Source organism: Pelomonas sp. KK5, assembly GCF_001984095.1.
Classification (GTDB): domain Bacteria; phylum Pseudomonadota; class Gammaproteobacteria; order Burkholderiales; family Burkholderiaceae_C; genus KK5.
This window is the reverse complement of the sequence record NZ_LYVQ01000023.1, coordinates 1-26,321: the sequence shown is the minus strand read 5'-3', so window position 1 is coordinate 26,321 and position 26,321 is coordinate 1. Positions and strand designations below refer to the sequence as shown.

General features: G+C 69.0%; 24 protein-coding genes. 17 read left to right on the top strand and 7 right to left on the bottom strand.

What is annotated here, in order from left to right; genetic code table 11:
- The first annotated feature begins 5 nt into the window (after positions 1–5).
- Positions 6–1,472 (top strand): NAD-dependent succinate-semialdehyde dehydrogenase, encoded by a 1,467-nt coding sequence (locus B0W88_RS05345; RefSeq protein WP_077033621.1) that lies wholly within the window; start codon positions 6–8, stop codon positions 1,470–1,472.
- Between the two features lie 175 nt (positions 1,473–1,647).
- Entirely contained in the window at positions 1,648–2,373 is a 726-nt protein-coding gene (locus B0W88_RS05340; RefSeq protein WP_083748596.1) for a hypothetical protein, read from the top strand.
- A 40-nt stretch (positions 2,374–2,413) separates the two neighbouring features.
- Here the strand turns inward: B0W88_RS05340 and B0W88_RS05335 are convergent, their stop codons facing one another.
- Positions 2,414–3,340 carry a LysR substrate-binding domain-containing protein gene (locus tag B0W88_RS05335; RefSeq protein ID WP_077033620.1) on the bottom strand — a complete coding sequence of 309 codons (927 nt, stop codon included), beginning with the start codon at positions 3,338–3,340 and terminating at the stop codon, positions 2,414–2,416.
- Between the two features lie 235 nt (positions 3,341–3,575).
- Here B0W88_RS05335 and B0W88_RS05330 point away from each other — a divergent pair, with 235 nt between their 5' ends.
- The 11 genes from B0W88_RS05330 (at position 3,576) to B0W88_RS05280 (ending at position 15,838) form a co-directional block, all read left to right on the top strand.
- Positions 3,576–4,991, top strand: coding sequence for a gamma-aminobutyraldehyde dehydrogenase (locus B0W88_RS05330; protein WP_198937779.1), 1,416 nt, complete (start codon positions 3,576–3,578; stop codon positions 4,989–4,991).
- 84 nt (positions 4,992–5,075) lie between these two features.
- Positions 5,076–6,179: a polyamine ABC transporter substrate-binding protein gene (locus B0W88_RS05325; RefSeq protein WP_077033618.1), complete on the top strand. Its 1,104-nt coding sequence runs from the start codon at positions 5,076–5,078 to the stop codon at positions 6,177–6,179.
- Between the two features lie 138 nt (positions 6,180–6,317).
- Positions 6,318–7,424 (top strand): ABC transporter ATP-binding protein, encoded by a 1,107-nt coding sequence (locus B0W88_RS05320; protein WP_077033617.1) that lies wholly within the window; start codon positions 6,318–6,320, stop codon positions 7,422–7,424.
- Positions 7,425–7,435: 11 nt separating this feature from the next.
- Positions 7,436–8,350: an ABC transporter permease gene (locus B0W88_RS05315; RefSeq protein ID WP_233151628.1), complete on the top strand. Its 915-nt coding sequence runs from the start codon at positions 7,436–7,438 to the stop codon at positions 8,348–8,350.
- Between the two features lie 174 nt (positions 8,351–8,524).
- Positions 8,525–9,361, top strand: a complete 837-nt coding sequence (locus B0W88_RS05310) for an ABC transporter permease (RefSeq protein WP_077033615.1) — start codon at positions 8,525–8,527, stop codon at positions 9,359–9,361.
- A gap of 22 nt (positions 9,362–9,383) precedes the next feature.
- Positions 9,384–10,721, top strand: coding sequence for a DUF3138 family protein (locus B0W88_RS05305; protein WP_077033614.1), 1,338 nt, complete (start codon positions 9,384–9,386; stop codon positions 10,719–10,721).
- The gene (locus tag B0W88_RS05300) at positions 10,721–12,223 is read left to right on the top strand and encodes an aldehyde dehydrogenase family protein (RefSeq protein ID WP_144006619.1); all 1,503 of its coding nucleotides are present in this window, start codon (positions 10,721–10,723) and stop codon (positions 12,221–12,223) included. The genes B0W88_RS05305 and B0W88_RS05300 overlap by 1 nt, the downstream gene beginning before the upstream one ends.
- On the top strand, positions 12,220–12,564 hold the full coding sequence (locus tag B0W88_RS05295; protein ID WP_077033613.1) for a cupin domain-containing protein: 345 nt from the start codon (positions 12,220–12,222) through the stop codon (positions 12,562–12,564). Before B0W88_RS05300 ends, B0W88_RS05295 begins: the two co-directional genes overlap by 4 nt.
- Before the next feature lie 7 nt (positions 12,565–12,571).
- Positions 12,572–13,957, top strand: coding sequence for an FAD-binding oxidoreductase (locus B0W88_RS05290; protein ID WP_077033612.1), 1,386 nt, complete (start codon positions 12,572–12,574; stop codon positions 13,955–13,957).
- A gap of 15 nt (positions 13,958–13,972) precedes the next feature.
- Positions 13,973–14,914, top strand: coding sequence for an agmatinase (gene speB / locus B0W88_RS05285; RefSeq protein WP_077033611.1), 942 nt, complete (start codon positions 13,973–13,975; stop codon positions 14,912–14,914).
- 18 nt (positions 14,915–14,932) lie between these two features.
- The gene (locus B0W88_RS05280) at positions 14,933–15,838 is read left to right on the top strand and encodes a S1/P1 nuclease (RefSeq protein WP_158080803.1); all 906 of its coding nucleotides are present in this window, start codon (positions 14,933–14,935) and stop codon (positions 15,836–15,838) included.
- Positions 15,839–15,853: 15 nt separating this feature from the next.
- On the opposite strand, the gene B0W88_RS05275 is transcribed toward B0W88_RS05280, so the two are convergent.
- Together B0W88_RS05275 and B0W88_RS05270 are read right to left on the bottom strand one after the other, a co-directional pair.
- Positions 15,854–16,816 carry a helix-turn-helix domain-containing protein gene (locus B0W88_RS05275; RefSeq protein ID WP_077033609.1) on the bottom strand — a complete coding sequence of 321 codons (963 nt, stop codon included), beginning with the start codon at positions 16,814–16,816 and terminating at the stop codon, positions 15,854–15,856.
- A 53-nt stretch (positions 16,817–16,869) separates the two neighbouring features.
- A complete protein-coding gene (locus B0W88_RS05270; RefSeq protein WP_083748595.1) occupies positions 16,870–18,429 on the bottom strand; it encodes an amidase in 1,560 nt (519 codons plus the stop codon).
- Between the two features lie 219 nt (positions 18,430–18,648).
- Here B0W88_RS05270 and B0W88_RS05265 point away from each other — a divergent pair, with 219 nt between their 5' ends.
- Entirely contained in the window at positions 18,649–19,824 is a 1,176-nt protein-coding gene (locus B0W88_RS05265) for an ABC transporter substrate-binding protein (protein ID WP_198937778.1), read from the top strand.
- 138 nt (positions 19,825–19,962) lie between these two features.
- Here B0W88_RS05265 and B0W88_RS05260 read toward each other — a convergent pair whose 3' ends face one another.
- A complete protein-coding gene (locus B0W88_RS05260) occupies positions 19,963–20,475 on the bottom strand; it encodes an Lrp/AsnC family transcriptional regulator (protein WP_077033608.1) in 513 nt (170 codons plus the stop codon).
- A gap of 141 nt (positions 20,476–20,616) precedes the next feature.
- Here B0W88_RS05260 and glmS point away from each other — a divergent pair, with 141 nt between their 5' ends.
- Positions 20,617–22,482 (top strand): glutamine--fructose-6-phosphate transaminase (isomerizing), encoded by a 1,866-nt coding sequence (gene glmS / locus B0W88_RS05255; protein ID WP_077033607.1) that lies wholly within the window; start codon positions 20,617–20,619, stop codon positions 22,480–22,482.
- 14 nt (positions 22,483–22,496) lie between these two features.
- Here glmS and B0W88_RS05250 read toward each other — a convergent pair whose 3' ends face one another.
- The 3 genes from B0W88_RS05250 to B0W88_RS05240 all read right to left on the bottom strand — a co-directional run bounded on the left by B0W88_RS05250 (position 22,497) and on the right by B0W88_RS05240 (position 24,262).
- Positions 22,497–22,904: a hypothetical protein gene (locus B0W88_RS05250; RefSeq protein WP_077033606.1), complete on the bottom strand. Its 408-nt coding sequence runs from the start codon at positions 22,902–22,904 to the stop codon at positions 22,497–22,499.
- Positions 22,905–22,970: 66 nt separating this feature from the next.
- Positions 22,971–23,684, bottom strand: coding sequence for a hypothetical protein (locus B0W88_RS05245; RefSeq protein WP_083748594.1), 714 nt, complete (start codon positions 23,682–23,684; stop codon positions 22,971–22,973).
- A gap of 116 nt (positions 23,685–23,800) precedes the next feature.
- A complete protein-coding gene (locus tag B0W88_RS05240) occupies positions 23,801–24,262 on the bottom strand; it encodes an Lrp/AsnC family transcriptional regulator (RefSeq protein ID WP_077033636.1) in 462 nt (153 codons plus the stop codon).
- 103 nt (positions 24,263–24,365) lie between these two features.
- Between B0W88_RS05240 and B0W88_RS05235 the strand changes: the two genes are divergently transcribed.
- Positions 24,366–25,832: an aminotransferase class V-fold PLP-dependent enzyme gene (locus tag B0W88_RS05235; protein ID WP_077033605.1), complete on the top strand. Its 1,467-nt coding sequence runs from the start codon at positions 24,366–24,368 to the stop codon at positions 25,830–25,832.
- A gap of 78 nt (positions 25,833–25,910) precedes the next feature.
- A partial coding sequence (locus tag B0W88_RS05230) for an FAD-dependent oxidoreductase (protein ID WP_158080802.1) occupies positions 25,911–26,321 on the top strand: 411 nt, incomplete at its 3' end.

The following is a 26,321-nucleotide window of genomic DNA, read 5'->3' as shown; positions in this document are numbered from 1 at the left end:
TCGCGATGAGCCTCGTCCTGAAAGACCCGAGCCTGCTGCGCCAGCAGGCCTATATCGCCGGCGCCTGGGTGGATGCCGACGAGCACGGCGCCGTCGCCGTCGTCCGCAACCCCGCCACGGACGAGCAGATCGGCACCGTGCCGATGTGCGGCGCCGCCGAGACCGTGCGCGCCATTGCCGCGGCCGACAAGGCGCAGAAGCAATGGGCCAAGGTCCCGGCCAAGGAGCGCGCCGCGATCCTGCGCCGCCTGAACGACCTGATGCTGGCCAACGCCGACGACCTCGCGCTGATCCTCACCACCGAGCAGGGCAAGCCGCTGGCCGAGGCCAAGGGCGAGATCGTCTACGCCGCCTCCTTCGTCGAGTGGTTCGCCGACGAGGCCCGCCGCGTCTACGGCGACACCATTCCCTCGCCGGGCAACGACCGCCGCATCCAGGCGATCAAGCAGCCGATCGGGACCACCGCGGCGATCACGCCCTGGAACTTCCCCATCGCGATGATCACCCGCAAGGTCGCCCCCGCGCTGGCGGCGGGCTGCTCGATGGTGCTGAAGCCCGCGCTGCAGACGCCGTACTCGGCGCTGGCCTTCGCCGAGCTGGCCGAGCGTGCCGGTGTCCCGAAGGGCCTGTTCTCGGTGATCCCCGGCTCGGCCAGCGCGATCGGCGGCGAGATGACCCGCAGCCCCATCGTGCGCAAGCTGTCATTCACCGGCTCGACCGAGGTGGGCCGCACGCTGATGCGCCAGTGCGCCGACACGATCAAGAAGCTCTCGCTGGAACTGGGCGGCAACGCGCCCTTCATCGTGTTCGACGACGCCGACCTGGACGCGGCGGTGGACGGCGCGATGATCTCCAAGTTCCGCAACGCCGGCCAGACCTGCGTCTGCGCCAACCGCATCTATGTGCAGCGCGGCGTGTACGACGCCTTTGCCGCGAAGCTGGTCGCCAGGGTCGAGGCCTTGAAGGTGGGTGAGGGCATCGAGCCCGGCGTCACGCAAGGCCCGCTGATCGACATGAAGGCCGTCGCCAAGGTCGAGGAGCATGTGGCCGATGCGGTGAACCATGGGGGTCAGGTCTTGACTGGCGGCAAGCGCCACGCGCGCGGCGGCCAGTTCTTCGAGCCGACCGTGGTGGCCGGGGCGACTGCGGACATGCTGGTGGCGAAGGAAGAGACCTTCGGCCCGCTGGCGCCGCTGTTCGCCTTCGACACCGAGGAGGAGGTGCTGGCCCTGGCCAACGACACCGAGTTCGGCCTGGCCGCCTATTTCTACAGCCGCGACATCGGCCGCGTGACGCGCGTGTCCGAGGGGCTTGAGTCGGGCATGGTCGGGGTCAACACCGGCCTGATCTCGACGGCCGAGGCACCCTTCGGCGGCGTCAAGCAGTCGGGCCTGGGGCGCGAGGGCTCGAAGTACGGTCTCGATGACTTCCTGGAGATCAAGTACGTGTGCCTGGGCGGCGTGGACCGCTGAGGACCGCGGCAACGACACCGTCGAGGGAAGAGGTTAGGGCTGGCAGGGTCTGCTAAGCTCGTTCGGGTTCGGCACTCGTCGAGGCTATGCACGCATGCGCTTTGCTGGCGCTTCCTTTCTTGTCGGTCTTGCCGTCCTGCTTTGCGCAGGCATCTGTCGGGCTGAGACCATCCCCTTGCGCCTCGTGGCCCTGCCCGACAACCGGCACCTGTACTTCACCCACCTGCTCGAAGAGTCGCTGCGTGCCGCGGGCCATGAGCCGGTGCTGACCATCGTCGCCAACGTCCCCCAGCCGCGCATCTGGGAGATGGTGGCCAGCAACCAGCTCTCGCTGATCTGGGGCGTGCAGAGCCGCGCCCGCGACGCCGCCTATGCATCGGTTGCGAATGCGCTGACCAACGGACTGGCCGGCCAGCGCATCCTGCTGGTCCGCAAGGGGCAGGAGCAGGCCTACGCGGGCGTGCGCACGCTGGACGACTTTCGCCGGCTCGGCAAGGTCGGCGGCCTGGGCGCGGGCTGGTTCGACGTGGACGCCTGGCGCTCCAACGGCCTGCCGCTCTACGTCAAGCCCGGCGACTGGCGCCAGATGTTCGCAATGGTCGCCAGCGGCGAGCGCGGCATCGACTACATCGCCCGCGGCGCCAGCGAGATCGTCAACGAGGTGCGGGCCCATCCGGGCCTGGCGATCGAGCAGAACCTGGTGTTGGTGCACGACCATGACATGCGTTTCTACCTGTCGCCGGAGGCGGCGCGCTACAAGCCGGTCATCGAGGAGGCACTCGCGCAGGCGGATCGCAGCGGGCTGAAGAAGCGGCTGATCGAGCGGTACCTGATGCCGGATGCGCGGGGCTTGAGTCTGGACAGGCGGGTGCGACTGAAACTGGACAGTCAGGCGCACTGAGCGACCATCAAAGCGTGGAACACCAGAAACGCAGTGCGTATTACCAGCTCTTTGCGCGCGACTGCTGCTGCTCCCGCGCCAGCGCAATGAAGGCCAGCACCACGTCGCGGATCTGCGAGCCGCGGCGCCAGACCAGGCCCACGTCGATGCTGGGCAGCGCGTCGCGCAGCGTGCGCACCTCGATGCGGTCGGCATCCAGCGTCCAGGGCCGGTAGAGGAAGTCCGGCAGGATCGCGATGCCCGCGCCGCGGCCGACCAGCGAGCGCACCGCTTCCAGCGACGACGTGCGCAGCAGCACCTCGGGCTTGAGCCCGTGGCGCGACCACACGCCCCGCAGCACCGCCTCCACCCGCGCCACCTCCAGCACCACCTGCGGCTCCTTCGCGCACTCGGCCAGCGAGAGCTCCGATGAAGCCGCCAGCGGATGCGTGCCCGCCAGCCAGACACGGTGCGTCGAATGGGTCAACGGCTCCACGACGAGCGCCTGCGGGTCGCCCAGCTCGTTGGAGATCATGATCGCCAGGTCCACCTCGCCGTTGACCAGCAGGTGCTCGAGGAACTGCGGCGCGTCCTCGGTCACGGCCACCTTCACCTGCGGGTGCGCGCGCTGGAAGCGGGTCAGCAGGTCGGCCAGGTAGTAGCCGGCGACCAGGCTGGTCACGCCGATCGTCAGGCTGCCCTTGAGCTGGTGCTCGTCCCCGTCCTCGCTGCCGATCTGGCCCGCCTCGTTGACGGCATCCACCACCTTCAGCGCGCTGGCCTTGAAGCGGTAGCCGTCCTGCGTCAGCGACATGCCCTTGGGCGTGCGCTCGAACAGCTTGCGGCCGACGGCCTCCTCCAGTTCCTGGATGCTCTTGGTGACGGCCGACTGCGCGATGTTCAGCAGCCGTGCCGCCGCCGCCACCGATGCGGTATCCGCCACAGCGAGGAAATATCGGAACTGCTTGAGGGTGAAGCGGCGGAGCATGGAAGAGTCAGCTCAGGGTCAGCGAGATTCGAGGGCTAACCCTTAAATTCAGCGCATGCAAAGGCCGGAATCGCTGGTAAACCCGATCTAGGGTTGGGCACGATATCACTTTAGTAGATAGCAAGGCCCTCAAATATTGAACTATGCGGTGCTGGCGGGCCGGGCCTAGAGTCCCGTCATCGAACCGACACACGACGACATGGCCCCCGAACCCACCGAGACCTTCGCGACCCAGATGCTGATCGACCAGCAACTGGTGGCCGGCGAAGGCGTGGCCGAGGCCATCGTCAACCCGGCCACCGGCGAGCTGCTGTGCGAAGTGGCCGAGGCCTCGCCCGAGCAACTGCAGCGCGCGGTCTCGGCCGCCAGCCGCGCCTTCGCCGGCTGGTCCCGCACGACGCCTGCCGAGCGCGGCCGCCTGCTGCTGAAGCTGGCCGACGTGATCGAAGGGAAGGCCGAGGACTTCGCGCGGCTGGAGTCGCTGAACTGCGGCAAGCCGCTGGCGCCGGTGCTGCATGAGGAACTGCCCGCCATCGTCGACTGCCTGCGCTACTTCGCCGGCGCGGCCCGCGCGTTGACGGCGCCCGTGGCCGGCGAGTACCAGGCCGGCTTCACCAGCATGATCCGGCGCGACCCGATCGGCGTGGTCGGCGCCATCGTGCCGTGGAACTATCCGCTGATGATGGCCGTCTGGAAGCTGGCGCCCGCGCTGGCGGCCGGCAACACGGTGGTGCTGAAGCCGAGCGAGCAGACGCCGCTGTCGGCGCTGCTGCTGGCCAGTCTCGCGGCGGACCTGCTGCCCAAGGGCGTGCTGAACGTCGTCTGCGGCCGCGGCACCAGCGTCGGCCAGCAGATGCTGGAACATCCGCATGTGCGCATGGTCGCGCTGACCGGCGATCTCTCCACCGGCCGCAAGGTGCTGCAGGCAGCCGCCGGCTCGCTGAAGCGCACGCACATGGAGCTGGGCGGCAAGGCGCCGGTGCTGGTGTTCGACGATGCGGATCTCGAGGCCGTCGTCGCCGGCATCCGCAGCGCGGGCTACTACAACGCCGGCCAGGACTGCACGGCGGCCTGCCGCGTCTACGCCGGCCCCAAGGTCTACGAGAGGCTGGTGGCCGACCTGTCGTCGGCAATAGCCTCGCTGAAGATGGGCGTGCCGCAGGACGAGGGCATCGAGCTCGGCCCGCTGATCTCCGACCGGCAGCGCAACCGCGTGGCCAGCTTCGTCGAGCGCGCGCAGATGCAGGGCCACATGGAAGTGACCACCGGCGGGAAGCTGCGCCACGGGCCCGGCTTCTTCTACGAACCCACCGTGATCGCCGGCGCGCGCCAGGAGGACGAGATCGTCCAGCGCGAGGTCTTCGGCCCGGTGGTCTCGATCACGCGCTTCACGCACACCGAGCAGGTGATCGACTGGGCCAACGATTCCGACTACGGCCTCGCGTCGAGCGTGTGGACGCAGGACGTGGGCCGCGCGATGGCGGTGTCGCGCCAGCTGCAGTACGGCTGCACCTGGGTCAACGCCCACGGCCTCTTCGTCAACGAGATGCCGCACGGCGGCATGAAGTTCTCCGGCTATGGCAAGGACATGTCCGTGCTCTCGCTGGAGGACTACACGGTCGCCCGCCACGTGATGGTGAGGCTGTCATGAGCAGCCGCGCCCGCGCCGGCCCCAGCTAGTGGACTGTCAGTCCAGCTAACTCGTTACCTCAACACCCCTTCTCCGGAATCCGCCATGAAGCTGAAGCTGCTGGGCGCGCTCGCGCTCGCCCTGGGCCTGACCACGTCCGTCGTCGTGCAGGCCCAGGAAGAAAAAGTCCTGAACGTCTACAACTGGTCCGACTACATCGCCCCCGACACGCTGGCGAACTTCGAGAAAGAGACCGGCATCAAGGTCCGCTACGACAACTTCGACAACCAGGAGATCGTCCACGCCAAGCTGGTGGCGGGCAAGACCGGCTACGACGTCGTCGTGTCCTCGGCCTTCTGGGCCAAGCTGCAGGCCGACGGCGGCCTGCTGCGCAAGCTCGACAAGAGCCAGATGCCCAACATCAAGTACCTGGATCCGTCGGTGCAGGCGCAACTCGCCAAGCTGGACCCGGGCAACCAGTACGGCGTCGACTGGCTGTGGGGCTACACGACGGTGGGCATCAACGTCGAGAAGGTGAAGGCCGCGCTCGGCAGCACGCCGATGCCCGAGAACGCCTGGGACCTGTTCTTCAAGCCCGAGTACATCAGCAAGCTCAAGAGCTGCGGTGTCAGCGTGCTGGACTCGTCGACCGAACTGGTGCCGGCCGCGCTGCACTACCTCGGCAAGCCGGCCTACAGCCGCAATATGGGCGACTACCAGGGCGTGGCGCCGCTGCTGAAGGCGATCCGCCCCTACGTGACGCTGTTCAGCTCCTCGGGCTACATCAACGACATGGCCAACGGCTCGATCTGCCTGGCCCTGGGCTGGAGCGGCGACATCAACATCGCCCGCCAGCGCGCCATCGACGGCAAGACCGGCCAGACCATCGAAGCGCTGATCCCCAGCACCGGCGGCATCCTGTTCTTCGACCTGATGGTGAGCCCGGTCGACGCGCCGCACCCGCAGAACGCCGAGAAGTTCATCAACTACGTGATGCGCCCCGAGGTGCAGGCCGCGCTGACCAACAAGGTCTTCTACGCCAACCCGAACGCCGAGTCGAAGAAGTTCGTGAAGCCCGCGGTGGCCAGCAACCCGACGGTGTTCCTGAGCGACGAGGCGATGAAGAAGATGGTCATGCCCGAGGCGATCAACAACGACATCCGCCGGACCATGACCCGCATCTACACGAGCTTCAAGACCGGTCTGTGACCCACCGTTCGTCCTGAGCCTGTCGAAGGACCGGCGACAAGCGAAGAGGCTTCGACAGGCTCAGCGCGAACGGAGTCCTGGAGGTTCACCTTGAGCCTGCCCACCGTTTCAGCCCGAACGGAGTTTTGGAACCCAAACATGAAGAACACCCCTCACACCGCCGACGCCTACCTCCGCATCGAGAACGTCGTCAAGGACTTCGGCGGCGGCGCCATCGCCGTCAACAACGTCTCCATCGACATCGCCCAGGGCGAGATCTTCGCGCTGCTCGGCTCCTCCGGCTGCGGCAAGACGACGCTCCTGCGCATGCTCGGCGGCTTCGAGACGCCCAGCTCCGGCCGCATCGTGCTGAACGGCCAGGACCTGGCCGGCCTGCCGCCCTACGAGCGGCCGATCAACATGATGTTCCAGTCCTATGCGCTGTTCCCGCACCTCACGGTCTGGGAGAACATCGCCTTCGGCCTGAAGCGCGACGCCATGCCCAAGGACCAGGTGGCCGAGCGCGTCGACTCGATGCTCAAGCTCGTGCAGCTCGCCAAGTTCGCCAGGCGCAAGCCGCACCAGCTCTCCGGCGGCCAGCAGCAGCGCGTGGCCCTCGCGCGCAGCCTGGCCAAGCGCCCGCAGCTTCTCCTGCTCGACGAACCGCTCGGCGCCCTGGACAAGAAGCTGCGCGAGGAGACGCAGCTCGAGCTGGTCAAGATCATCCACGACGTCGGCGTGACCTGCGTGATGGTGACGCACGACCAGGAAGAGGCGATGACCATGGCCAGCCGCATCGCGGTGATGAGCGAGGGCCGCATCCTGCAGGTCGGCACGCCCGGCGAGATCTACGAGGCGCCGGCCACGCGCTTCGTCGCCGACTTCATCGGCAACGTCAACCTGATGGAAGGCAGGCTGGTCAAGGACGCCGCCGACCACGCGCTGATCCAGTGCGCCGACTGCCGGCATCTCGTCAGCCACGGCATCAGCGCGACGGAGGGCATGAGCGTGAACGTCGCGCTGCGGCCCGAGAAAGTGCGCCTGTCTCGCCAGCGACCCGAAGGTGAAACCAACCTCGCCCAGGGCACCGTCAAGGATCGCAGTTACTTCGGCGCCTTCACCGTCTATCACGTCGAGCTGCCCAGCGGCCAGCTGCTGAAGGTCAGCCAGATCAACGGCGAGCGCCAGCGCGACGATGAACTGCGCGCCGGCGACACCGCCTGGGCCCACTGGGCCGACAACGCGCATGTGGTGCTGACGCAATGAGCGCGACGACCATGACGCTCCGCTCCCCGCTCAGCGGCCGCCGCTTCGTCATCGGCGTGCCCTTCCTGTGGCTGGCGCTGTTCTTCGCGCTGCCCTTCCTCATCGTGCTGAAGATCAGCGTGTCCGAGATGGACACGGTGGTCTTCAAGGACCTGTTCAGCTTCCAGGACCATGTGCTGCAGCTGGCGCTGCGCTTCGGCAACTACATCACCGCCGCGCAGGACCCGCTGTACTACACCGCCTATTTCGCCAGCGTGAAGTACGCGGCGGTCACGACGGCGCTGTGCCTCGCCATCGGCTACCCCTTCGCCTACTTCATGGCCCGCGCCGAGCGCAGCGTGCAGCCGGTGCTGCTGATGCTGGTGATGCTGCCGTTCTGGACCTCGTTCCTGCTGCGCGTCTACGCCTGGAAGGCGCTGCTGGGCGAACACGGCTGGGTGGCCGACACGCTGATCGCGCTGCACGTGGACCAGCTGCTCGCCAGCGTCGGCCTGATCGCCACGCCCGGCAACCTGATGAACACGCCGTTCTCGCTGAGCCTGGGCATGGTGTACACCTACCTGCCCTTCATGGTGCTGCCGCTGTACGGCAACCTGTCGAAGCTGGACGTGCGCTTCCTCGAAGCCGCCGCCGATCTCGGCGCCCGCCCGTGGACGACCTTCTGGAAGGTCACCGTGCCGCTGTCCAAGGACGGCATCGTGGCCGGCTCGCTGCTGGTGTTCATCCCCTGCATCGGCGAGTTCGTCATCCCCGAGCTGCTCGGAGGCCCGCAGACGCTGATGATCGGCCGCGTGCTCTGGGACGAGTTCTTCTCGAACAACGACTGGCCGATGGCCTCCACCGTCGCCGTCGCGCTGATCCTGATCATCATCGTGCCGCTGGCGCTGTTCAACAAATACCAGGCGCAGGCGCAGGAGAAGCGGTGAGATGAAGCCCCTCGCCCAGTCTTGCCCTGCTGAACGCGGGCAATCCCGGTCGGTCCCCCGAGGGGACGGCGATGCTTGCGGCATCGAGCCGCAAGCACATCGCCAGTGCGGGCCTGCTTGGGGCGGCCCGGCGCGGACGGCCCGGAATACACCGCAGCGCAACGTAAAACCGATATGAAATCCAACGTCCTTTTCAGCCGCGCGTGGCTGGCCGGCAGCTACGCCTTCCTCTACCTGCCCATCGTCGCGCTGGTCATCTTCTCGTTCAACGACTCGGCGATCCCGAGCCTGTGGCGCGGCTTCACCTTCAAGTGGTACGCGGCGCTGGCGAACGACGGCGAGATGCTGGCCGGCTTCTGGCTCTCGCTGCGCATCGCGCTGGCGACCGCCTTCGGTTCGGTGATCCTCGGCACCTTCGCGGCCTTTGCGCTGGTCAAGTACAAGCGCTTCTCCGGCCGCACGCTGTTCGCCGGCATGGTCAACGCGCCGCTGGTGATGCCCGAGGTGATCCTCGGCCTCTCGCTGCTCCTGATGCTGGTCTCGCTGCAGCGCCTGCTCGGCTTCCCCGAGCGCGGCCTGATGACGATCTGGCTGGGCCACCTGCTGCTGGGCATGGCCTATGCGACGGTGGTCGTGCAGTCGCGGCTGCAGGGCCTGCCGCCTTCGCTGGAAGAAGCGGCGATGGACCTCGGCGCCAAGCCCGCGCAGGTGTTCCGCCTGGTCACGCTGCCGATGATCGCGCAGAGCCTGCTCTCCGCCTGGCTGCTGACCTTCACGATCTCGCTGGACGACGTGGTGATCTCCGCCTTTCTCTCCGGCCCCGGCGCCACGACGATGCCGCTGGTGATCTTCTCCCGCGCGCGGCTGGGCCTGAACCCGAGCGTCAACGCGATGGCGACGGTGATCATCACCGTGGTCAGCCTCGGCGTGATCGCCGCGAGTTACTGGACCGTGCGTGCCGAGCGACGACGGCAGCAAGAGGTCAACGCCGCCCAACGTAGCGGCTCCTGATTCACACCAACCCGAAGCTTCCATGAACAAACTGAAGATCGGCGTGCTGGCCGCCAGCATCGCCTGGGCATGGCCGTCCCTGTCGTTTGCCGAGACGACGCCCAACGAGGCCCTGGCCGCCGAGTTGCGCGAGCTGAAGGCCCGCATGGCGGACCTGGAGAAGCGCCTCGCCGAGACGGAGGCGAAGCCGGCCGCCGGCATGACGCCGGACCAGCAATCGGAATTCAACCGCATCGCGCTGAAGGCCGAGGCGCTGGAAGACAGCCGCGACTTCATGGGCCTGAAGGGCCTGAAGTTCAGCGGCTACATCGACCCGTCCTTCGTCTGGAACCGCGACCAGGACCGGGCCGGCTTCCAGTTCCTCAACGCCATCGGCCAGGGCGGCTACAGCTACGACAACGGCTACTTCGCTACCGCGATGCTGGACCTCCTGAAGGAGACGGACAGCGGCACCCGCTGGCACCTGACGCTGGCCCCGAACCGCGGCGCCGGCGCGCTGCTGGACGGCAACTCGATCGTGCAGGAAGCCAGCGTCTCGCTGCCGCTGACCGACCTGCAGACGCGCCTGATCGCCGGCCAGATCCCCGACTGGAGCGGCTACGAGTTCGTGCCCGCCACGCAGAACAAGCTGGTCACGCACAACCTGCTGTTCGACTTCACGCTGCCGATCGCCTACACCGGCATCGGCCTGGACGTGCTGCGCGGCAAGTGGGAGACCAAGGTGATGCTGGCGAACATGAACAGCACCATCCGCGCGCCGCGCGACAAGGCACCGGTGCTGGCCTACCGCGTCGACTACTCGAAGGGCGAGTTCAACGGCTTCGGCTTCGCCGGCGTGCATGGCAAGACGACGAACTTCGCGTCGGCCGATCTGAGCGATTCGCGCGTCGACACTTTTGAACTCGACGGCTACTTCATCCGCGGCGCCTGGACCGTGCAGGGGCAGTTGAGCGTCGGCCGCCAGAAGGGCGCCGCGATCACGCCCGATCCCGATACCGGCGCCGCGCGTGATGCGAAGTGGTGGGGCGCCTCGGCGCTCGCGGCCTACAACTTCACGCCGGTGCTGGCCGGCATCGTGCGTGCCGACTACATCAACAACCACAAGAACGGCGGCGGCCTGCTGGGCTACGGCGTCGCCGATGATCGCAACGGCATCGGCCCGACCGCCGATGCGCCCGAGCGCGGCGCCAACCGCGCGGCCTTGAGCCTGGGCCTGCTCTACAACTTCAACCTCAACACGTCCTTCAAGCTGGAGTTCCGCAACGACTTCGCCAGCCAGCCGGTCTTCCTCGACGTGCGCACCGGCGCCTACCGCAAGCACAACCAGCTGCTGGGCGGCTCGATGGTGGTGAGCTTCTGATGAACGCGGCTCTCTCGCTAACTCCGATTCCCGACGTGCTGCCGCCGGTGGCGGCGGACGGCACGGTGCCCGGTGTCTGCATCGCCGGCCGCTGGTCCGCCGGCGCCGGGCGCGCGCTGACGGTGGTCAATCCAATCGATGGCCAGGCGCTGGTCCGCGTGGCCGGCGGCGACAGCGATGCGGTGGATGCGGCCGTGCGCGCTGCAGCGGCCGCCGCCGAGGGCTGGCGCAACACTGCGCCGCAGGCCCGTGGCGCCGTGCTGGAGGCGATCGCCCGCGCGGTCCATGCGCAGCGCGCGGCCCTGGTCGAGCTGCAGATGCTGGCCAGCGGCAAGCCCCGCGCCGAGGCCGAGATGGATGTCAACGACGTCGTCTCCACCTTCGACTACTACGCCTCGCTGTGCCGCAGCGGCAAGGGCCTGGATGCGGTGCCGGTGGAGCTGCCCGATGCCGCCTTCGTGGCCGAGGTGAGCTACCAGCCCTGCGGCGTCGTGGGCCTGATCGTGCCCTGGAACTTCCCGATGGTGACGACCGCCTGGAAGCTGGCGCCCGCGCTGGCGGCCGGCTGCACGGCCGTGCTCAAGCCCTCGGACGTGACGCCGCTGGCCGAGCTGGCACTGCTGCAGCTGATCCTGCAATGCGGGCTGCCGGCGGGCGTGGTGAACCTGGTCTGCGGCGGCGCCGACGTGGGCGTGGCGCTGACCCAGCATGCCGGCGTGGCCAAGATCTCGTTCACCGGCAGCACGGCGGCGGGCACGTCCATCATGCGGGCGGCGGCCAACCGCATCCAGCGCGTGACGCTGGAGCTGGGCGGCAAGTCCGCGCTGATCGTGCTGGACGATGCGGACCTCGACGAGGCCGTGTCGCTGGCCATCGGCGGCGCCTTCTTCAACGCCGGCCAGATGTGCTCGGCCACCTCGCGCATCCTGGTGCACGAGCGCCTGTATGCCGAGTTCGCGCAGCGCTTCGTCGCGGCCGCGAAGGCGCTGCGCATCGGCGACCCGCGCGACCCGGCCACGACGCTGGGCCCGCTGATCAGCCGCCAGCACCGCGAGCGCGTGCAGCGCCATGTGGAGCTCGGCCGCAACGCCGCGCCGGTGCTGTTCGAAGGCGAAGTGTCCGGCGACGGCTTCCACATGGGCCCGGTGATCTTCGGCGAGGTGCCGACCAGCGCCACGCTCTGGCGCGAGGAGATCTTCGGCCCGGTCGCCTGCCTGCGCGCCTTCGCCACCGAGGACGAGGCGATCCGCATCGCCAACGATTCCGACTACGGCCTGGTCGCCACCATCGCCGCCGGCGACGAGGCCCGCGCTGCGCTGCTCGCGGACCGCCTGCAGGTCGGCACCGTCTGGATCAACACGCCGCAGCTGATCTTCCCGCAGACCGGCTGGGGCGGCTTCAAGAAGAGCGGCATCGGCCGCGAGCTGGGCCCCTGGGGACTGAAGTCCTTCCAGGAGGTCCGGCACACGATCACTCAACAACAAGGCAATCAAGCACCATGACCAAGACCGTCAACGACATCCAGTCGATCAACTTCGCCTCCGGCGTCTTCACCCCGCTGGACTACGGCATGGACGAGAGCGAGGCGCGCGTCGCCAGCGGCGCCGTCAGCCGCAAGTTCAACGTGGCCCTGTGGCAGGGCAAGGTCGGCGCGGTCGACTTCCCCGCCACCGAGACCACCGAGGTCTGCTGGCTGACCGAAGGCCGCGTCGCGCTGACCGACGAGGCTGGCGGCCGCCGCGAGTTCTCCGCCGGCGAGGGCTACCTGCTGCCCAAGGGCTTCGCCGGCCGCTGGGAAACGCTGGCCGACGCGAAAAAGATCGCCGTCATCCTCGAAGATTGAAGCTGTCATGACGCATCCCGCCTTCGCCAACACCCGCTTCTTCCCGTTCTGGCTGGACAGCCCCGCGGCGCCCGCCGTCGAGCCCGAGCTGCGCGGTGAACGACGAGCGGGCGTGGTGGTCATCGGCGGCGGCTTCACCGGCCTGTGGGCGGCGATCCAGGCCAAGGAGGCCGATCCGCGGCAAGAGGTCGTGCTGATCGAGGCCGGCAAGGTGGCGCACGGCGCCTCGGGCCGGCCCTGCGGGATCATCTCCACGTCCATCATGCACGGCCTGGCCAACGCGGCCCGCGTGTTTCCGAAGGACATCGACCAGCTCGAGGAACTGGGCCGCCTCAACCTCGACGGCTTCCAGCGCGACCTGGAGCGCTTCGGCATCGATGCCGATGTCGAGTGGAACGGCGAGCTGACCGCGGCGATCGAGCCGGGCCATGTGGACGTGCTGCGCGAGGACTATGAGCTGCACCTCGAACACGGCCATGACATGCTGCTGCTCGACGCCGGCGAGGCCCGCGCGCAGATCGACTCCCCGCTGTTCCACGGCGCGCTGTGGGGCCGCCAGCGCAGCGGCACCATCCACCCGGCCAAGCTGGCCTGGGGGCTGAAGGCGGCGGCGCTGAAGGTCGGCGTGAAGCTCTACGAGAACTCGCCGCTGGAGCGCATCGTCGAGGAGGGGCAGGACCTGGTCCTGCACACGCCGGTGGGCGTGGTGCGGACCGCGCGCGCCTTCTTCGCCACCGGCTGCGCCAAGGTCGGCATCGGCGACATCAACCGCCGCGTGATGAACGTGCAGGACCACATCATGGCCACCGAGCCGCTGACGGCGGAGCAGTTGGCCCGCGTCGGCTGGCAGAACCGCCAGGGCTTCTACGACACCCGCACGCAGCTCAACTACGGGCGGCTCACCAAGGACAACCGCATCATCTTCGGCGGCTCCGTCACCTACCACTACGGCGAGCACACCGATCCGGACGAGAACCGCCGGCCCGAGACCTACGCCGGCCTGGTGGACGCCTTCTTCAAGACCTTCCCGCAACTCCACGACGTGAAGTTCTCGCACGCCTGGGGCGGCCCGATCGACTACTGCTCGCGCGGCTCCGTCTTCGTGACGCGTTACTTCGGCGGCAAGGCGGTGTTCGTGGCCGGCTACACCGGCTTCGGCGTGGCGGCCAGCCGCTTCGGCGCGACGATGGGCCTGAACACGCTGTTCGGCCGCAAGGACGCGCCCGAGCAGAAGCTGGACATCGCGAGGAAGGGTACGGCCTGGATCCCGCCCGGCATCCTGCGCTGGCTGGGCGCCAAGATCACCTTCATCGCCTTCGACGGTGCCGACGCGGAGGGCGGCTGGAAGCGCGCCTGGATCAAGTCGGTCAAGGCCCTCGGCTTTCCGATGTAACTGGATATTGACTTCATGAAAAACCAACCCCTCGGCGGCAACACCATGCCGCGCTTCGGCGGCATCGCCTCGATGATGCGGCTGCCGCAGGCCCGGACGCCCAAGGGCCTCGATGTCGGCTTCATCGGCATCCCCTTCGACATCGGCACGTCCAACCGCCCCGGCGCGCGCTTCGGCCCGCGCCAGATCCGCTGCGAGTCCTCGCTGATCCGCCCGTACAACATGGCGACCGGCGCCGCGCCCTTCGACGCGCTGCAGGTGGCCGACCTCGGCGACGTGGCGATCAACACCTACTCGCTGCCGAAGTCGATGGACATCATCACGGCCTTCTACGACGAGGTGCTGGAGGCCGGCTGCAAGCCGCTGACGATGGGCGGTGACCACACGATCGCGCTGCCGATCCTGCGTGCGCTGGCGAAGAAGCACGGCCCGGTGGCGCTGGTCCACGTCGACGCCCACGCCGACATCAACGAGGACATGTTCGGCGAGAAGATCGCCCACGGCACGCCGTTCCGCCGCGCCGTCGAGGAGAACCTGCTGGATTGCAGGAAGGTCTTCCAGATCGGCCTGCGCGGCACCGGCTACGCGAGCGACGACTTCGACTGGCCGCGTGAACAGGGCTTCACGATCGTGCAGGCGCACGAGGTGTGGTGGCAGTCGCTGGCGCCGACGATGGCAAAGGTGCGCGAGACGATCGGCGACACGCCCTGCTACCTCAGCTTCGACATCGACGGCATCGATCCCTCCTACGCCGGCGGCACCGGCACGCCCGAGATCGGCGGCCTCACCGTGCCGCAGGCGCTGGAGATCATCCGCGGCTGCTGGGGGTTGAACCTGGTGGGCGGCGACCTGGTCGAGGTGGCGCCGGCCTACGACACGACGGGCAACACCGCGCTGCTGGGCGCCAACCTGCTGTACGAGATGCTCTGCGTGATGCCCGGCGTACCCCGCCGCTGACTGCGCACAATGGCGGGCATGCGCTCGCTGCTTGCCCTCTGTTTCATGATCCTGGCCGGCCCCGCCTGGGGCTGGGGCTCCGCCGGCCACCGCGAGACCGGCGCGCTGGCGGAGGCCGCGCTGCGCGGCACGCCGGCCGCCGCCCAGGTGCGCCGCATCCTCGGCGGCGAGAGCCTGGCCAGCGCGGCGATCTGGGCGGATTGCGTCAAGGATCCGCAGCGCGACCCGGCCTGCAGCGTCTTCGGTGTCGCGGAGATGGCGGCCTTCGAGCAGCGCAACCCGGGCCATCGGCGCTGGCACTACACCGACATCGCGATCCAGCAGGATCGCTACGACGAGCGCTTCACCGGTGCCCGGCCCGACGATGTCGTGCATGCGCTGCAGGCCGCGATCGCGCGGCTGCAGCACCGCCCGGTACCGGCCCCGTTCAAGTTCGCCGACGGCCCGGCCGGCGAGCACGAGGCGTTGCGCCTGCTGGCCCATCTGGTCGGTGACCTGCACCAGCCGCTGCACGTCGGCGCCATCTACCTGAGCCCGGGTGGCCGCGCGCTGGACCCCGATCGCAGCGGCGACGACCCGGACACGCACACCGCCGGCGGCAACCTGCTGATCTTCGACGGCGGCCAGCAGAACCTGCACGCGTTGTGGGACGCGGCGCCGCCGCGACCTTCCCGCGTGGCATCTCCGCGGCGCCCGCAGGGGCCGCTGCAGGCCTGGCCCGTCGACTGGGCCGGCGAGACGCTGCTACTCGCGCGCCTTGCCTTCGAGCCGCTGCGTTTCGAGGCGAAGACAGGCAAGACCTGGCCCCTGGTCTTCACCGATCGCCGGGCCTATGAACGCCAGCGGCTGCAGGCGCAGGCCCGCCAGGTGGCGCTTGCCGGCCTGCGCATGGCCGAGCTGCTGAAGGCAATCTGGTCGCGCTGACCGGCCGGAGGTGGCTCAGCCGCCGCGCAAGGTCTGCGAGGGCAGCTCGGCGAACTGCCGCTTGTAGTCCGCCGAGAAGTGGCCGAAGTGCCAGAAGCCCCAGCGGGCCGCCACGTCGTAGACGCTGGCATCCGAGGCCTCGGCCGCGCGGCGCAGGTCGCGGCGCACGGCATTGAGCCGTATCGCCTTGATGTAGCGCGCCGGGCTCAGGCCCAGCACGTCCTGGAAGCAGTAGGTCAGCTTGCGCGGGCTGGCGCCGACATGGCGGCAGACTTCAGCCAGCGAAGGCGGATCGTCCGGCGTGGCCATCATCAGCTCGCAGGCGCGGTCCACCAGGCGCTTGCGCTGGTCGGGGCGGCGCAGGTCGTCGGCGTCGAAGCGGCTGGCGCCGTCCAGCGCCGAGAGCGTGTGCAGCAGCAGTTCGTCGCGCAGCGGCGCCACCGCTTCGGCGGGGCGGCGCAGCACGGTGTCGGCCACCTGGCGCAGCAGCGCGTGCAGCGGGGCCAGCACGGCGCCGGCGGCGCTCAGCGCCAGCATGCCGCCGCCGTCCAGCAGCGGCTCCAGCACCGGCATCATCGACAGCGCCGCCGCCTGCAGCAGCGGCGCGTCGACGACCAGCCCGGCCAGCGTGCACTGCGCCGGCGTGCAGAAGTCGAGCTCGGCGCCGTGCACGGCGATCAGCGTCTCCGGCCCGCCGCGGGTGCCGTTGATGCAGAGTTCGCCGGCGCCCGCGAGCACCGTGCCGATGCCGATCGCGCCGGGCGGCAGGCTGCCGCGCTGGCGCACGCGGCGGCTGGTGCTCTCGATGAAGAGCTGCACGCCGGGCCAGCGGATGTCGGTGAAGCTGCCCTGGAAGGCGCCGCCGTCGAGCTGCTCGTAGCGCATGTCCCAGTCCACGAGCTGGGACGTGTGCTCGTCCACGTCGCTGACCGCGAACTGGCGGACCTGCGGGGTGGATGAAGCGGGCAGGGCATGCATGGGAGCTCGATTCTCGATCGGTCCTTGGCCCTGCCGCAAGCGGTGATTGCCGCTCAGCCCAGCAGCGGCGAACGGCGCTTCGTGTAGCCGCTGGCCTGCTCGTAGGCGTGGCCCAGCTGCAGCAGCGAGAAGTCCTGCAGCGCCGGTGCCAGGACCTGCAGGCCGATCGGCAGGCCCATCGCGCCGCCGAAGCCGGCCGGCACGCCCAGGGCCGGCACGCCGGCCAGTGTGCCGCCGACGACCACCTCCATCCAGCGGTGGTAGGTGTCCATCGCCCTGCCGGCGACCGTCTTCGGCCAGTGCTCGGTCGCCTCGAAGGGGAAGACCTGGGCCGAGGGCAGCACCAGGTAGTCGTACTTCTGGAACAGCGTGTTGACGGCCTGGTACCAGGCGGAGCGGTCCACGCTGGCCTGCCAGACCTCGGGGCCGGTCAGCTTCAGGCCGTTCTCGACCTCCCAGATCGCCTCGGGCTTCATCTGCGCGCGGTTCTTCGGGTCGGCGTAGAGGCCGCTGGCGATGCCGGCGATGGTGAACTGGCGCAGCACCAGCCAGGTCTTCCACAGGCGCTCGGGCGCGAACTCGGGTACCACCTCCTCGACGGTGCAGCCGATCGCCTCGAAATGCTTCAGCGCCGCGCGGCAGGTGTCCATCACGCCAGGCTCGGTGGGCAGGTAGCCCTTCCAGTCGCCGATCCAGCCGATGCGGGCGCCCTTGAAGTCGCGGGCCAGCGGCTTCGTGAACTGCTGCGGATCCTGGGCCAGCGATATCGGCGCCCTGGCGTCGAAGCCGGCCTGGATGGACAGCAGCATCGCCAGGTCCTGGATGCTGCGGGCCATCGGGCCTTCGTAGCCCATCTGCTGGAAGAACAGCTCGGCGCTCGGGCCGTAGGGCACGCGGCCCTGCGAGGGGCGCAGGCCGAAGACGTTGTTCCAGCCGGCCGGGTTGCGCAGCGAGCCCATCATGTCGCTGCCGTCGGCCACCGGCTGCATGCGCAGCGCCAGCGAGACGGCGGCGCCGCCGCTGCTGCCACCGGCGCTCTTCGTCGGGTCGAAGGCGTTGCCGGTGATGCCGAAGACATTGTTGTAGGTATGCGAGCCCAGGCCGAACTCCGGCGCATTGCTCTTGCCCACGAAGATCGCGCCGGCCTTGCGCTGGCGCTCGACGACGATGGAGTCGTACTTGGGCACGTAGTCCTTCAGGATCGGCGAGCCCTGGGTGGTGCGGATGCCCTTGGTGTAGGCCAGGTCCTTCGGCGCCATCGGGAAGCCGTGCAACCAGCCCAGGCGCTGGCCCCGGGCCAGTTGCGCGTCGCGCTCGGCCGCCTCGGCCAGCAGCGTCTCACGCGGCTGCAGCGACACGAGGGCGTTGACCTTCGGGTTCATCCGGTCGATCTGCGCCAGGTAGGCGTTCATCACCTCCACGCAGGAGACCTGCTTCGACTGGATCGCCTGGGACAGCTGCACGCCGCCCCACTCGACGATCTCCCCGCCAGGGGCCGGCGTGACGCTCGCGGCCTGCGCGCCGAGCGCAGGCAGGGCGGCCAGGGCGGTGCCCAGCTTCAGGAAGTCGCGGCGGTCGGGAACCTTGTTCTTGTCTTCTTCGCGTTGCAGCATGCGGCTTGTCTCCGGTGGGGATGCCGGCAAAGTATGGGCAGAGGCGGCCGGGCCCTTTATCCGGATTTGGCAAACCCGCGGCCGGAGGAACCCTGATGGCCAGCCATGCTGCGAGGGCATAGCAGCTAGTCGCACATCAGGCGAACACCGGGGTGCAGGCTGGCGCGCTGCCTCCACAATTGCTCTCACCCACAACTCGGCAGAAGACGGAGACGGACGATGAGGACGACAACAAGCAGGATCACGCGTCGGGCGATGCTGGCGGCGGCAGCCGCCCTGGCCGCGGGCGGCGCCTGGGCCCAGGGCGACACGGTCAAGATCGGCGTCATCCTGCCGATGACCGGCCCCTCCGCCTCCACCGGCAAGCAGATCGACGCCGCCATCAAGCTCTGGGTGGCGCAGAACGGCAACAAGGCCGGCGGCAAGAAGGTGGAGGTGATCGTCAAGGACGACGCCGGCGTGGCGGACACCACGCGCCGGCTGGCGCAGGAACTGGTCGTCAACGAGAAGGTCGTGGCGCTGGCCGGCTTCGGCCTGACGCCGCTGGCGCTGGCCACCGCGCCGATCGCCACGCAGAGCAAGACGCCGATGGTCATCATGGCCGCGGCCACCTCGTCGATCACCGAGGCCTCGCCCTACGTGGTGCGCACCAGCTTCACGCTGCCCCAGGCCACGCTGGGCCTGGCCGACTGGGCGGCCAAGAACAAGATCCGGAAGGTCGTGAGCCTGGTCACCGACTACGGCCCCGGCAACGACGCCGAGAAGTACTTCGCTGAGCGCTTCACGCTGGACGGCGGCACGGTGATCGAGAAGCTGCGCACCCCGCTGCGCGGCGCGGACTTCGCCCCGGTGCTGCAGAAGGTGCGCGATGCGCAGCCCGATGCGCTGTTCGTCTTCCTGCCCTCGGGCCAGGGTGCGGCCTTCATGAAGCAGTTCGCCGAACGCGGGCTGGACAAGTCCGGCATCAAGCTGATCGCCACCGGCGACGTCACCGACGACGACCAGCTCGCCGACATCGGCGACGTGGCGCTGGGCGTGGTCACCTCGCACCACTACTCGGCCGCCCACAACAGCCTGGCCAACAAGAAGTTCGTGGAGGCCTTCCAGGCGGCCAACAAGTTCCGCCCGAACTTCATGGCGGTGGCCGGCTACGACGGCATGCGGCTGATCTACATGGGCCTGGCCAACAGCAAGGGCGCCGGCGGCGACGCGCTGCTGGCCGGCATGAAGGGTCAGGTCTTCGAGAGCCCGCGCGGCCCGGTGCTGATCGACGCGCAGACCCGCGAGATCGTGCAGGACATCTACACGCGCAAGGTGGAGCGGGTGAACGGCCAGCTCTACAACGTCGAGTTCGACACGCAGAAGGCGGTCAAGGATCCCGCAAAGGTGAAGTGACGTCGAGCGATCGCGGGCCGCGGTATCTGGGCCGAGCGCCGGGCCGCCCCAAGCCGGCCCGTCTGGCGATGTGCGAGCGGCTGCTCCATGCCCCGAGCATCGCCGTCCCCACGGGGGACCGGCCAGACCCGCCCGCGTTCAGCGCGGCGGGACTGGGCGAGGGGCTCCAAGTTCGATCCGCGGGTCGAACTTGGCCCGGTGGATGCTGAAGAAGGCCTTCACGTTGCGGACGTTGGCGTCCTGCGTCAGCAGGGTCTTCGTCAGCGCGTGATAGGCCGGCATGTCGGCCACCTGGATCACCAGCACGAAGTCCGGCCCCGGCGAGACGCGCCAGCACTGCTGCACCGCGCGCTCGGCCTGCACGCGGGCCTCGAAGGCGTCGAGATGCTCGGCGCCCTGGCGGTCCAGGGTGATCTCGACGATGGCGGAGAGGCCGGCGCCCAGCCGGTCGGGCGAGAGGATGGCCACCCGCCGTTCGATCACGCCCAGCTGAACGAGACGCTTGACCCGGCGCAGGCAGGTGGCCGGCGAGACATGGGCCCGCTCGGCGAGATCCTGGTTGCTCAGCGAGGCATCCTGCTGCAGCTGCTCCAGCAGGCGCAGGTCGGTGGCATCCAGATCGGGGGGTGAGGATGTGGCTGATTCGTTCACAAATTGGCGATCAATGAAATATTCATCCAACTGAAGGAGTTGATGAAATATTAATTCATCTGAGCGTGAATTTTGGATGAATGTGTTTTGGCTTGATGACTACGATGCGCGCCATTCACTCCCTAACAAGGCAGGCAAACCATGTGCGGCATCGTCGGCGCAGTCAGTCAGCGCAACATCGTCCCGATCCTGATCGAAGGCCTGAAGCGGCTCGAATACCGCGGCTATGACTCCTGCGGCGTGGCCGTCCACCAGGACGGGCGCCTGCAGCGCGCCCGCAGCACCTCGCGCGTGGCCGAGCTGATGGGCCAGGCCGAGCAGGACGGCATCGTCTCCGGCACCGGCATCGCCCACACCCGCTGGGCCACCCACGGCGCGCCGGCGGTGCACAACGCCCACCCGCACTTCTCGGCCGGCCCCGGCGCCACGGCCGATGCCGTCGGCCGCATCGCGCTGGTCCACAACGGCATCATCGAGAACCACGACGAACTGCGCGCGGAGCTGAAGACCCGCGGCTATGCCTTCTCCAGCCAGACCGACACCGAGGTCATCGCCCACCTGATCGACCGCTACTACGAGGGCGACCTGCTGGAAGCCGTGCAGCAGGCGCTGCCGCGGCTCAAGGGCGCCTACGCGGTGGCGGTGTTCTGCCGCGACGAGCCGCATCGCGTGGTGGCCGCGCGCGAGGGCTCGCCGCTGGTGCTGGGCGTGGGCGAGCAGGGCGACGAGCACTTCGTCGCATCCGATGCGATGGCCCTGGCCGGCGTCACCGAGCAGATCTGCTACCTGGAAGAGGGCGACGTGGTCGACCTGCAGCTGGGCCGTTTCTGGATCTGCCACCTGTCAGCTGAATCGGGCCGTTATGAGCCGGTGCAGCGCGAAGTCAAACGCGTGCAGATCCACAGCGGCGCGGCCGAGCTGGGCCCGTACCGCCACTACATGCAGAAGGAGATCTTCGAGCAGCCGGTGGCCATCGCGAACACGCTGGATGCGGTCGGCGGCATCAGCCCGGAGCTCTTCGGCGACGGCGCCTACCGCGTCTTCAACGAGATCGACAAGGTCCTCATCCTGGCCTGCGGCACCAGCTCCTACTCGGGCCTCACGGCCAAGTACTGGCTCGAATCGATCGCCAAGATCCCCACCAGCGTGGAGATCGCCAGCGAGTACCGCTACCGCGAGAGCGTGCCCGACCCGAAGACGCTGGTCGTCACCATCAGCCAGAGCGGCGAGACGGCCGACACGCTGGCTGCGCTGAAGCACGCCCGCGCCCAGGGCATGACGCACACGCTGACCATCTGCAACGTGGCCACCAGCGCGATGGTGCGCGAGTGCGAGCTGGCCTACATCACCCGCGCCGGCGCCGAGATCGGCGTGGCCTCCACCAAGGCCTTCACGACGCAGCTCGTCGGCCTGTTCCTGCTGACGCTGGCGCTGGCCCAGACGCGCGGCCGCCTGAGCGAGGCCGACGAGGCGGCGCACCTGAAGGCGCTGCGCCACCTGCCGGTGGCGGTGCAGGGCGTGCTGGCGCTGGAGCCGCAGGTGATGGCCTGGAGCGAGGAATTCGCCCGCAAGGAGAACGCGCTCTTCCTCGGCCGCGGCCTGCACTACCCGATCGCGCTGGAAGGCGCGCTGAAGCTCAAGGAGATCACCTACATCCACGCGGAGGCCTACCCCGCCGGCGAGCTCAAGCACGGCCCGCTGGCGCTGGTGACCGCCGAGATGCCGGTGGTGACGGTGGCCCCGAACGACACCCTGCTGGAAAAGCTCAAGAGCAATATGCAGGAAGTGCGCGCCCGTGGCGGCCAGCTCTACGTGTTCGCCGACGGCGACACGCGGATCGAGAGCGAGCCCGGCCTGCACGTGATCCGCATGCCCGAGCACTACGGCGCGCTGAGCCCGATCCTGCACGTGGTGCCGCTGCAGTTACTTGCGTATCACACGGCCTGCGCGCGCGGGACGGACGTGGACAAGCCGCGCAACCTGGCGAAGAGCGTCACGGTGGAGTGACGGGATCGGATCGCTCAGTCGCGACCCTTGTCCTTGCCGTGGCCCTTGCCATGGCCCTTGCCGTGCCCGTGGTCGCGGTCGTCGTCGCCGTGGCGGCCTTCGTCCCGGCGGCTGTAGCGCTCCTGGTACCAGTCCTCGCGCACGAAGTAGACGGGGACGCCGCAAGCCCGGTACTCGCGGCAATGCTTGTCCCAGTGCTTCTGGTGGCCCGGCGGCACGCGCAGGTAGATCGGCTGCGGCCGCACGGCGGCCCGCTGCACCCAGACGGGCTCGGCCAGGATGACCGGCGGCGGCGCCGCGTTGCCGAGGTCGATGCGGCCGTAGAAGCCGGGCTGGCCGACCTGGATGGAGACACCGACATCGGCAGCCTGGGCGGCGCCGGCAAGCAGCGCAACGGCCAGCAGGGGGAGGAACTTGTTCATGGGGGCCTTCATTCTGAAAAATCGCGCGGGCCGCGTGAGGTTGAAATCATAGTCGCGGCCGGGTCTTCATTCCTGCAGGGCGTCCGCCCCGCGCGCCCAGACGCCGGCCGCGGCCTCGAACATCGACGCGGTCCCCGCCAGCGCGGCCGGGTCCCGGGCCAGCGCCAGCCAGGCCAGCGTGTCGTGATGCTCGCCGGGGATCAGGTCCGTCGAACGCTGGGCCACCAGCCAGGCGTGCAGCCGGGCGTATAGCGCGGGATGGTGCTCGCGCGTCCAGGCCAGGCCGACCAGGTCGCCATAGCCTTCCTCCAGGCGGGTCGAGTGCATGTCGAGCCAGGCCTGCCTCAGTTCCGGCGCCAGCTCGGGCGGCGGCTTGGCCGCGACGAAGCCGGCCGGCATGCTGTGCCAGGCGCCATCCAGGTAGCGGCGGCAGTGGCCCAGTTCGTGCGCGGCCATCAGCTCCAGCGTGGCGTCGGCCAGCGCCGGCTCCAGCGCATCCACCTGCCGCTGCCCTTCTGGGTTGCCACGCATCGACAGGACCAGCTTGCAGCGCCCGCCGACGAAACCCAGCGCCAGCGGCGCCGCGCCCGGCGCATCCTGCGGCTGCACCACGATGTCCAGCGGCAGCTTCAGGTCCTGGCGCGCATGGGTGATCACGGGCCAGGCGCCCTGCAGCCAGCGGGTCTCCAGCGGCGTCAGGTCGGCGGCGTGGGCGGCCGCTGTCAGCATGGAAATGCACAGCCCGAGGGCGGTCGGGATCAGCAGGCGGTACGGCAGCACGGCGGGAACTCCTTCGTTGCTGCATCTTTCGGCCTGTCGGCCCCGAAGTCGCTAGGGGGGCGCCCGGTCCAGCGTGAACTATGGAAGCGAAACCGCGCCGGAAACGTAAGCGGAGCTCAGCCCGCGTAGCCGAGCGGCAGCGCCGTCGTGAACTTGATCTCCTCCATCGCGAAGCTGGACGACACGTCGAAGAGCTGGGTGCCGGCGATCAGGCGCTTGTAGACCTTGTCGTAGGCGGCGATGTCGGGCACGACGACGCGCAGCAGGTAGTCCACCTCGCCGCTCATCCGGTAGAACTCGACGATTTCCGGGATCGCCGCGACGGTGGCGTTGAAGCGCTCGAACCAGTCCTGCGAGTGGGTGCTCGTACGCACCGAGACGAAGACGGTGACACCGACATTGACCTTCTCGCGGTCCACCAGCGCCACCGTCCCGGTGATCACGCCGGCATCCTTGAGCCGCTGGATGCGCCGCCAGCAGGGCGTGGCCGACAGGCCCACCGCGGCGGCCAGCTCGGCCACCTGGGTGGTGGCGTCGGCCTGGAGGAGTTCGAGCAATTTACGATCAATGGCATCCAGTTTCATCAAGATTCTCGTAGAGGAAATGAGATTCCAAAATTCTGTGCAGACAAGCTGAATTTTGCACCTGCATGCTCCACCCGGCTGCTGACAATTCCGGCCCATGGAGCTTTATCTCGACTGCAATGCCACGACGCCGGTGCTGCCGGCCGCCCGTGATGCCGCCCTGGCGGCAATGGCCGACACCTTCGGCAACCCGAGCAGCGTGCACGCCAGCGGCCTGAAGGCGCGTGAGCTGCTGGATGGCGTGCGCGCCGCCGCCCGCCGCGTGCTGGGTGCGTCCGCCGGCCGGCTGATGTTCACCAGCGGGGCCACCGAAGGCATCCAGACGGCCGTGCTGTCGGCCCTGTGCGCGCTGCGCGAGCGGCCCGGTCGCCGGCTCGCGCTGTACGGCGCCACCGAGCACAAGGCCGTGCCCGAGGCGCTGCGGCACTGGGACGCGGTGCTGGGCCTGGGCCTGGAGATCGCGCCGATCCCGGTCGACGCCTCGGGCCGGCACGACCTCGCCTGGCTGCGCGAGCGCCTGCCCGCGGCCGGCCTCGTCTGCACGATGGCCGCCAACAACGAGACCGGGGCGATCAGCGATCTCGACGGCATCGCCGCATTGATGGACGCGCATCCCGCGGCGCTGTGGCTGGTGGACGGCGTGCAGGCGCTGGGCAAGCTGAACCTGAAGCTGGACACGCGCCGCATCGACTACGCCCCGTTCTCCGGACACAAGCTCTATGCGCCGAAGGGCATCGGCCTGCTCTATGTGCGTGAAGGCGCGCCGTTCACGCCGCTGATGTGCGGCGGCGGGCAGGAAGGTGGGCAGCGCTCGGGTACTGAGAACATGGCGGGCATCGCCGCGCTGGGCGCCGTGTTGGCGGCACTGGAGGCCGGCGAGGTGTTCGCCTCGGGCGCCGCCATGCAGCAGCACCGCGAGCGCCTGGCCGGTGCGGTGGGCCAGGCCTTTCCTGGTGTCGTGTTCAATGCCCCGCTCGACCCGGCGCTGAGCCTGCCGACGACGCTGAACTTCTCCGTGCCCGGCGTCGACTCGCGGCGCCTGCAGGACCTGTTCGATGCGGCTGGCCTGCGCATCAGCGGCGGCTCGGCCTGCGGCGCGGCCAAGGCGCTGCCGAGCTACGTCCTGATCGCCACGGGCGTGCCCGAGGCGCAGGCTGCCGCGGCGGTGCGCCTGTCCTTCGGCGCGCTCGATGGCGATGCGACGATCGCGGCCGCCTGCGAGCGGCTGCGGGCCTGCGGCGAGGCGCTGCGCGAACTGCAGGCGCTCGCCGCCGAACTGGAACTCGACGCGGCCGGTGCCCGCCAGCTGGCGCCCGCCCCGCGTCTGATCGACGTGCGCGACGCCGACGAGGTCGCCGAAGCACCGACGCCGGTCGCCGAGACGATTCCGCTGGCCGAGCTGGAGCAGCAGCTGCCGCGCCTGCTGGCGCTGCCGGCCGAACTGCCGCTGCTGTTCCTGTGCCGCAGCGGCCGGCGCAGCCTGCAGGCCGCAGCGCTGCTGCGGCGCAGCGGCCGCCAGCGCTGCTTCAGCCTGGCCGGCGGCCTGGCCTCGCTGGCACCCTGAGTCCCCGATCCCGTCGGCGGCTCCCCCGCGCGGGAGCGGCCGGCTCACGCCCCTACGAGACGCTTCCACGAGACGCACATGCAACACCACTCCCTGCTGATCCTCGGCTCCGGCCCCGCCGGCTACACCGCAGCCATCTATGCCGCGCGCGCCAACCTGAAGCCCGTGCTGATCACGGGCATGGCGCAAGGGGGTCAGTTGATGACGACCACCGAGGTGGACAACTGGCCGGCCGACGTGATGGGCGTGCAGGGCCCGGAGCTGATGCAGCGCTTCCAGGAACACGCCGAGCGCTTCCAGACCCAGATCATCTTCGACCACATCAACGAGGTCGATTTCGCAAAGCGCCCGTTCAAGCTGACCGGCGACAGCGGCAGCTACACCTGCGACGCGCTGATCATCGCCACCGGCGCCTCCGCCAAGTACCTGGGCCTGGACAGCGAACAGGCCTTCATGGGCCGCGGCGTCAGCGCTTGCGCCACCTGCGAC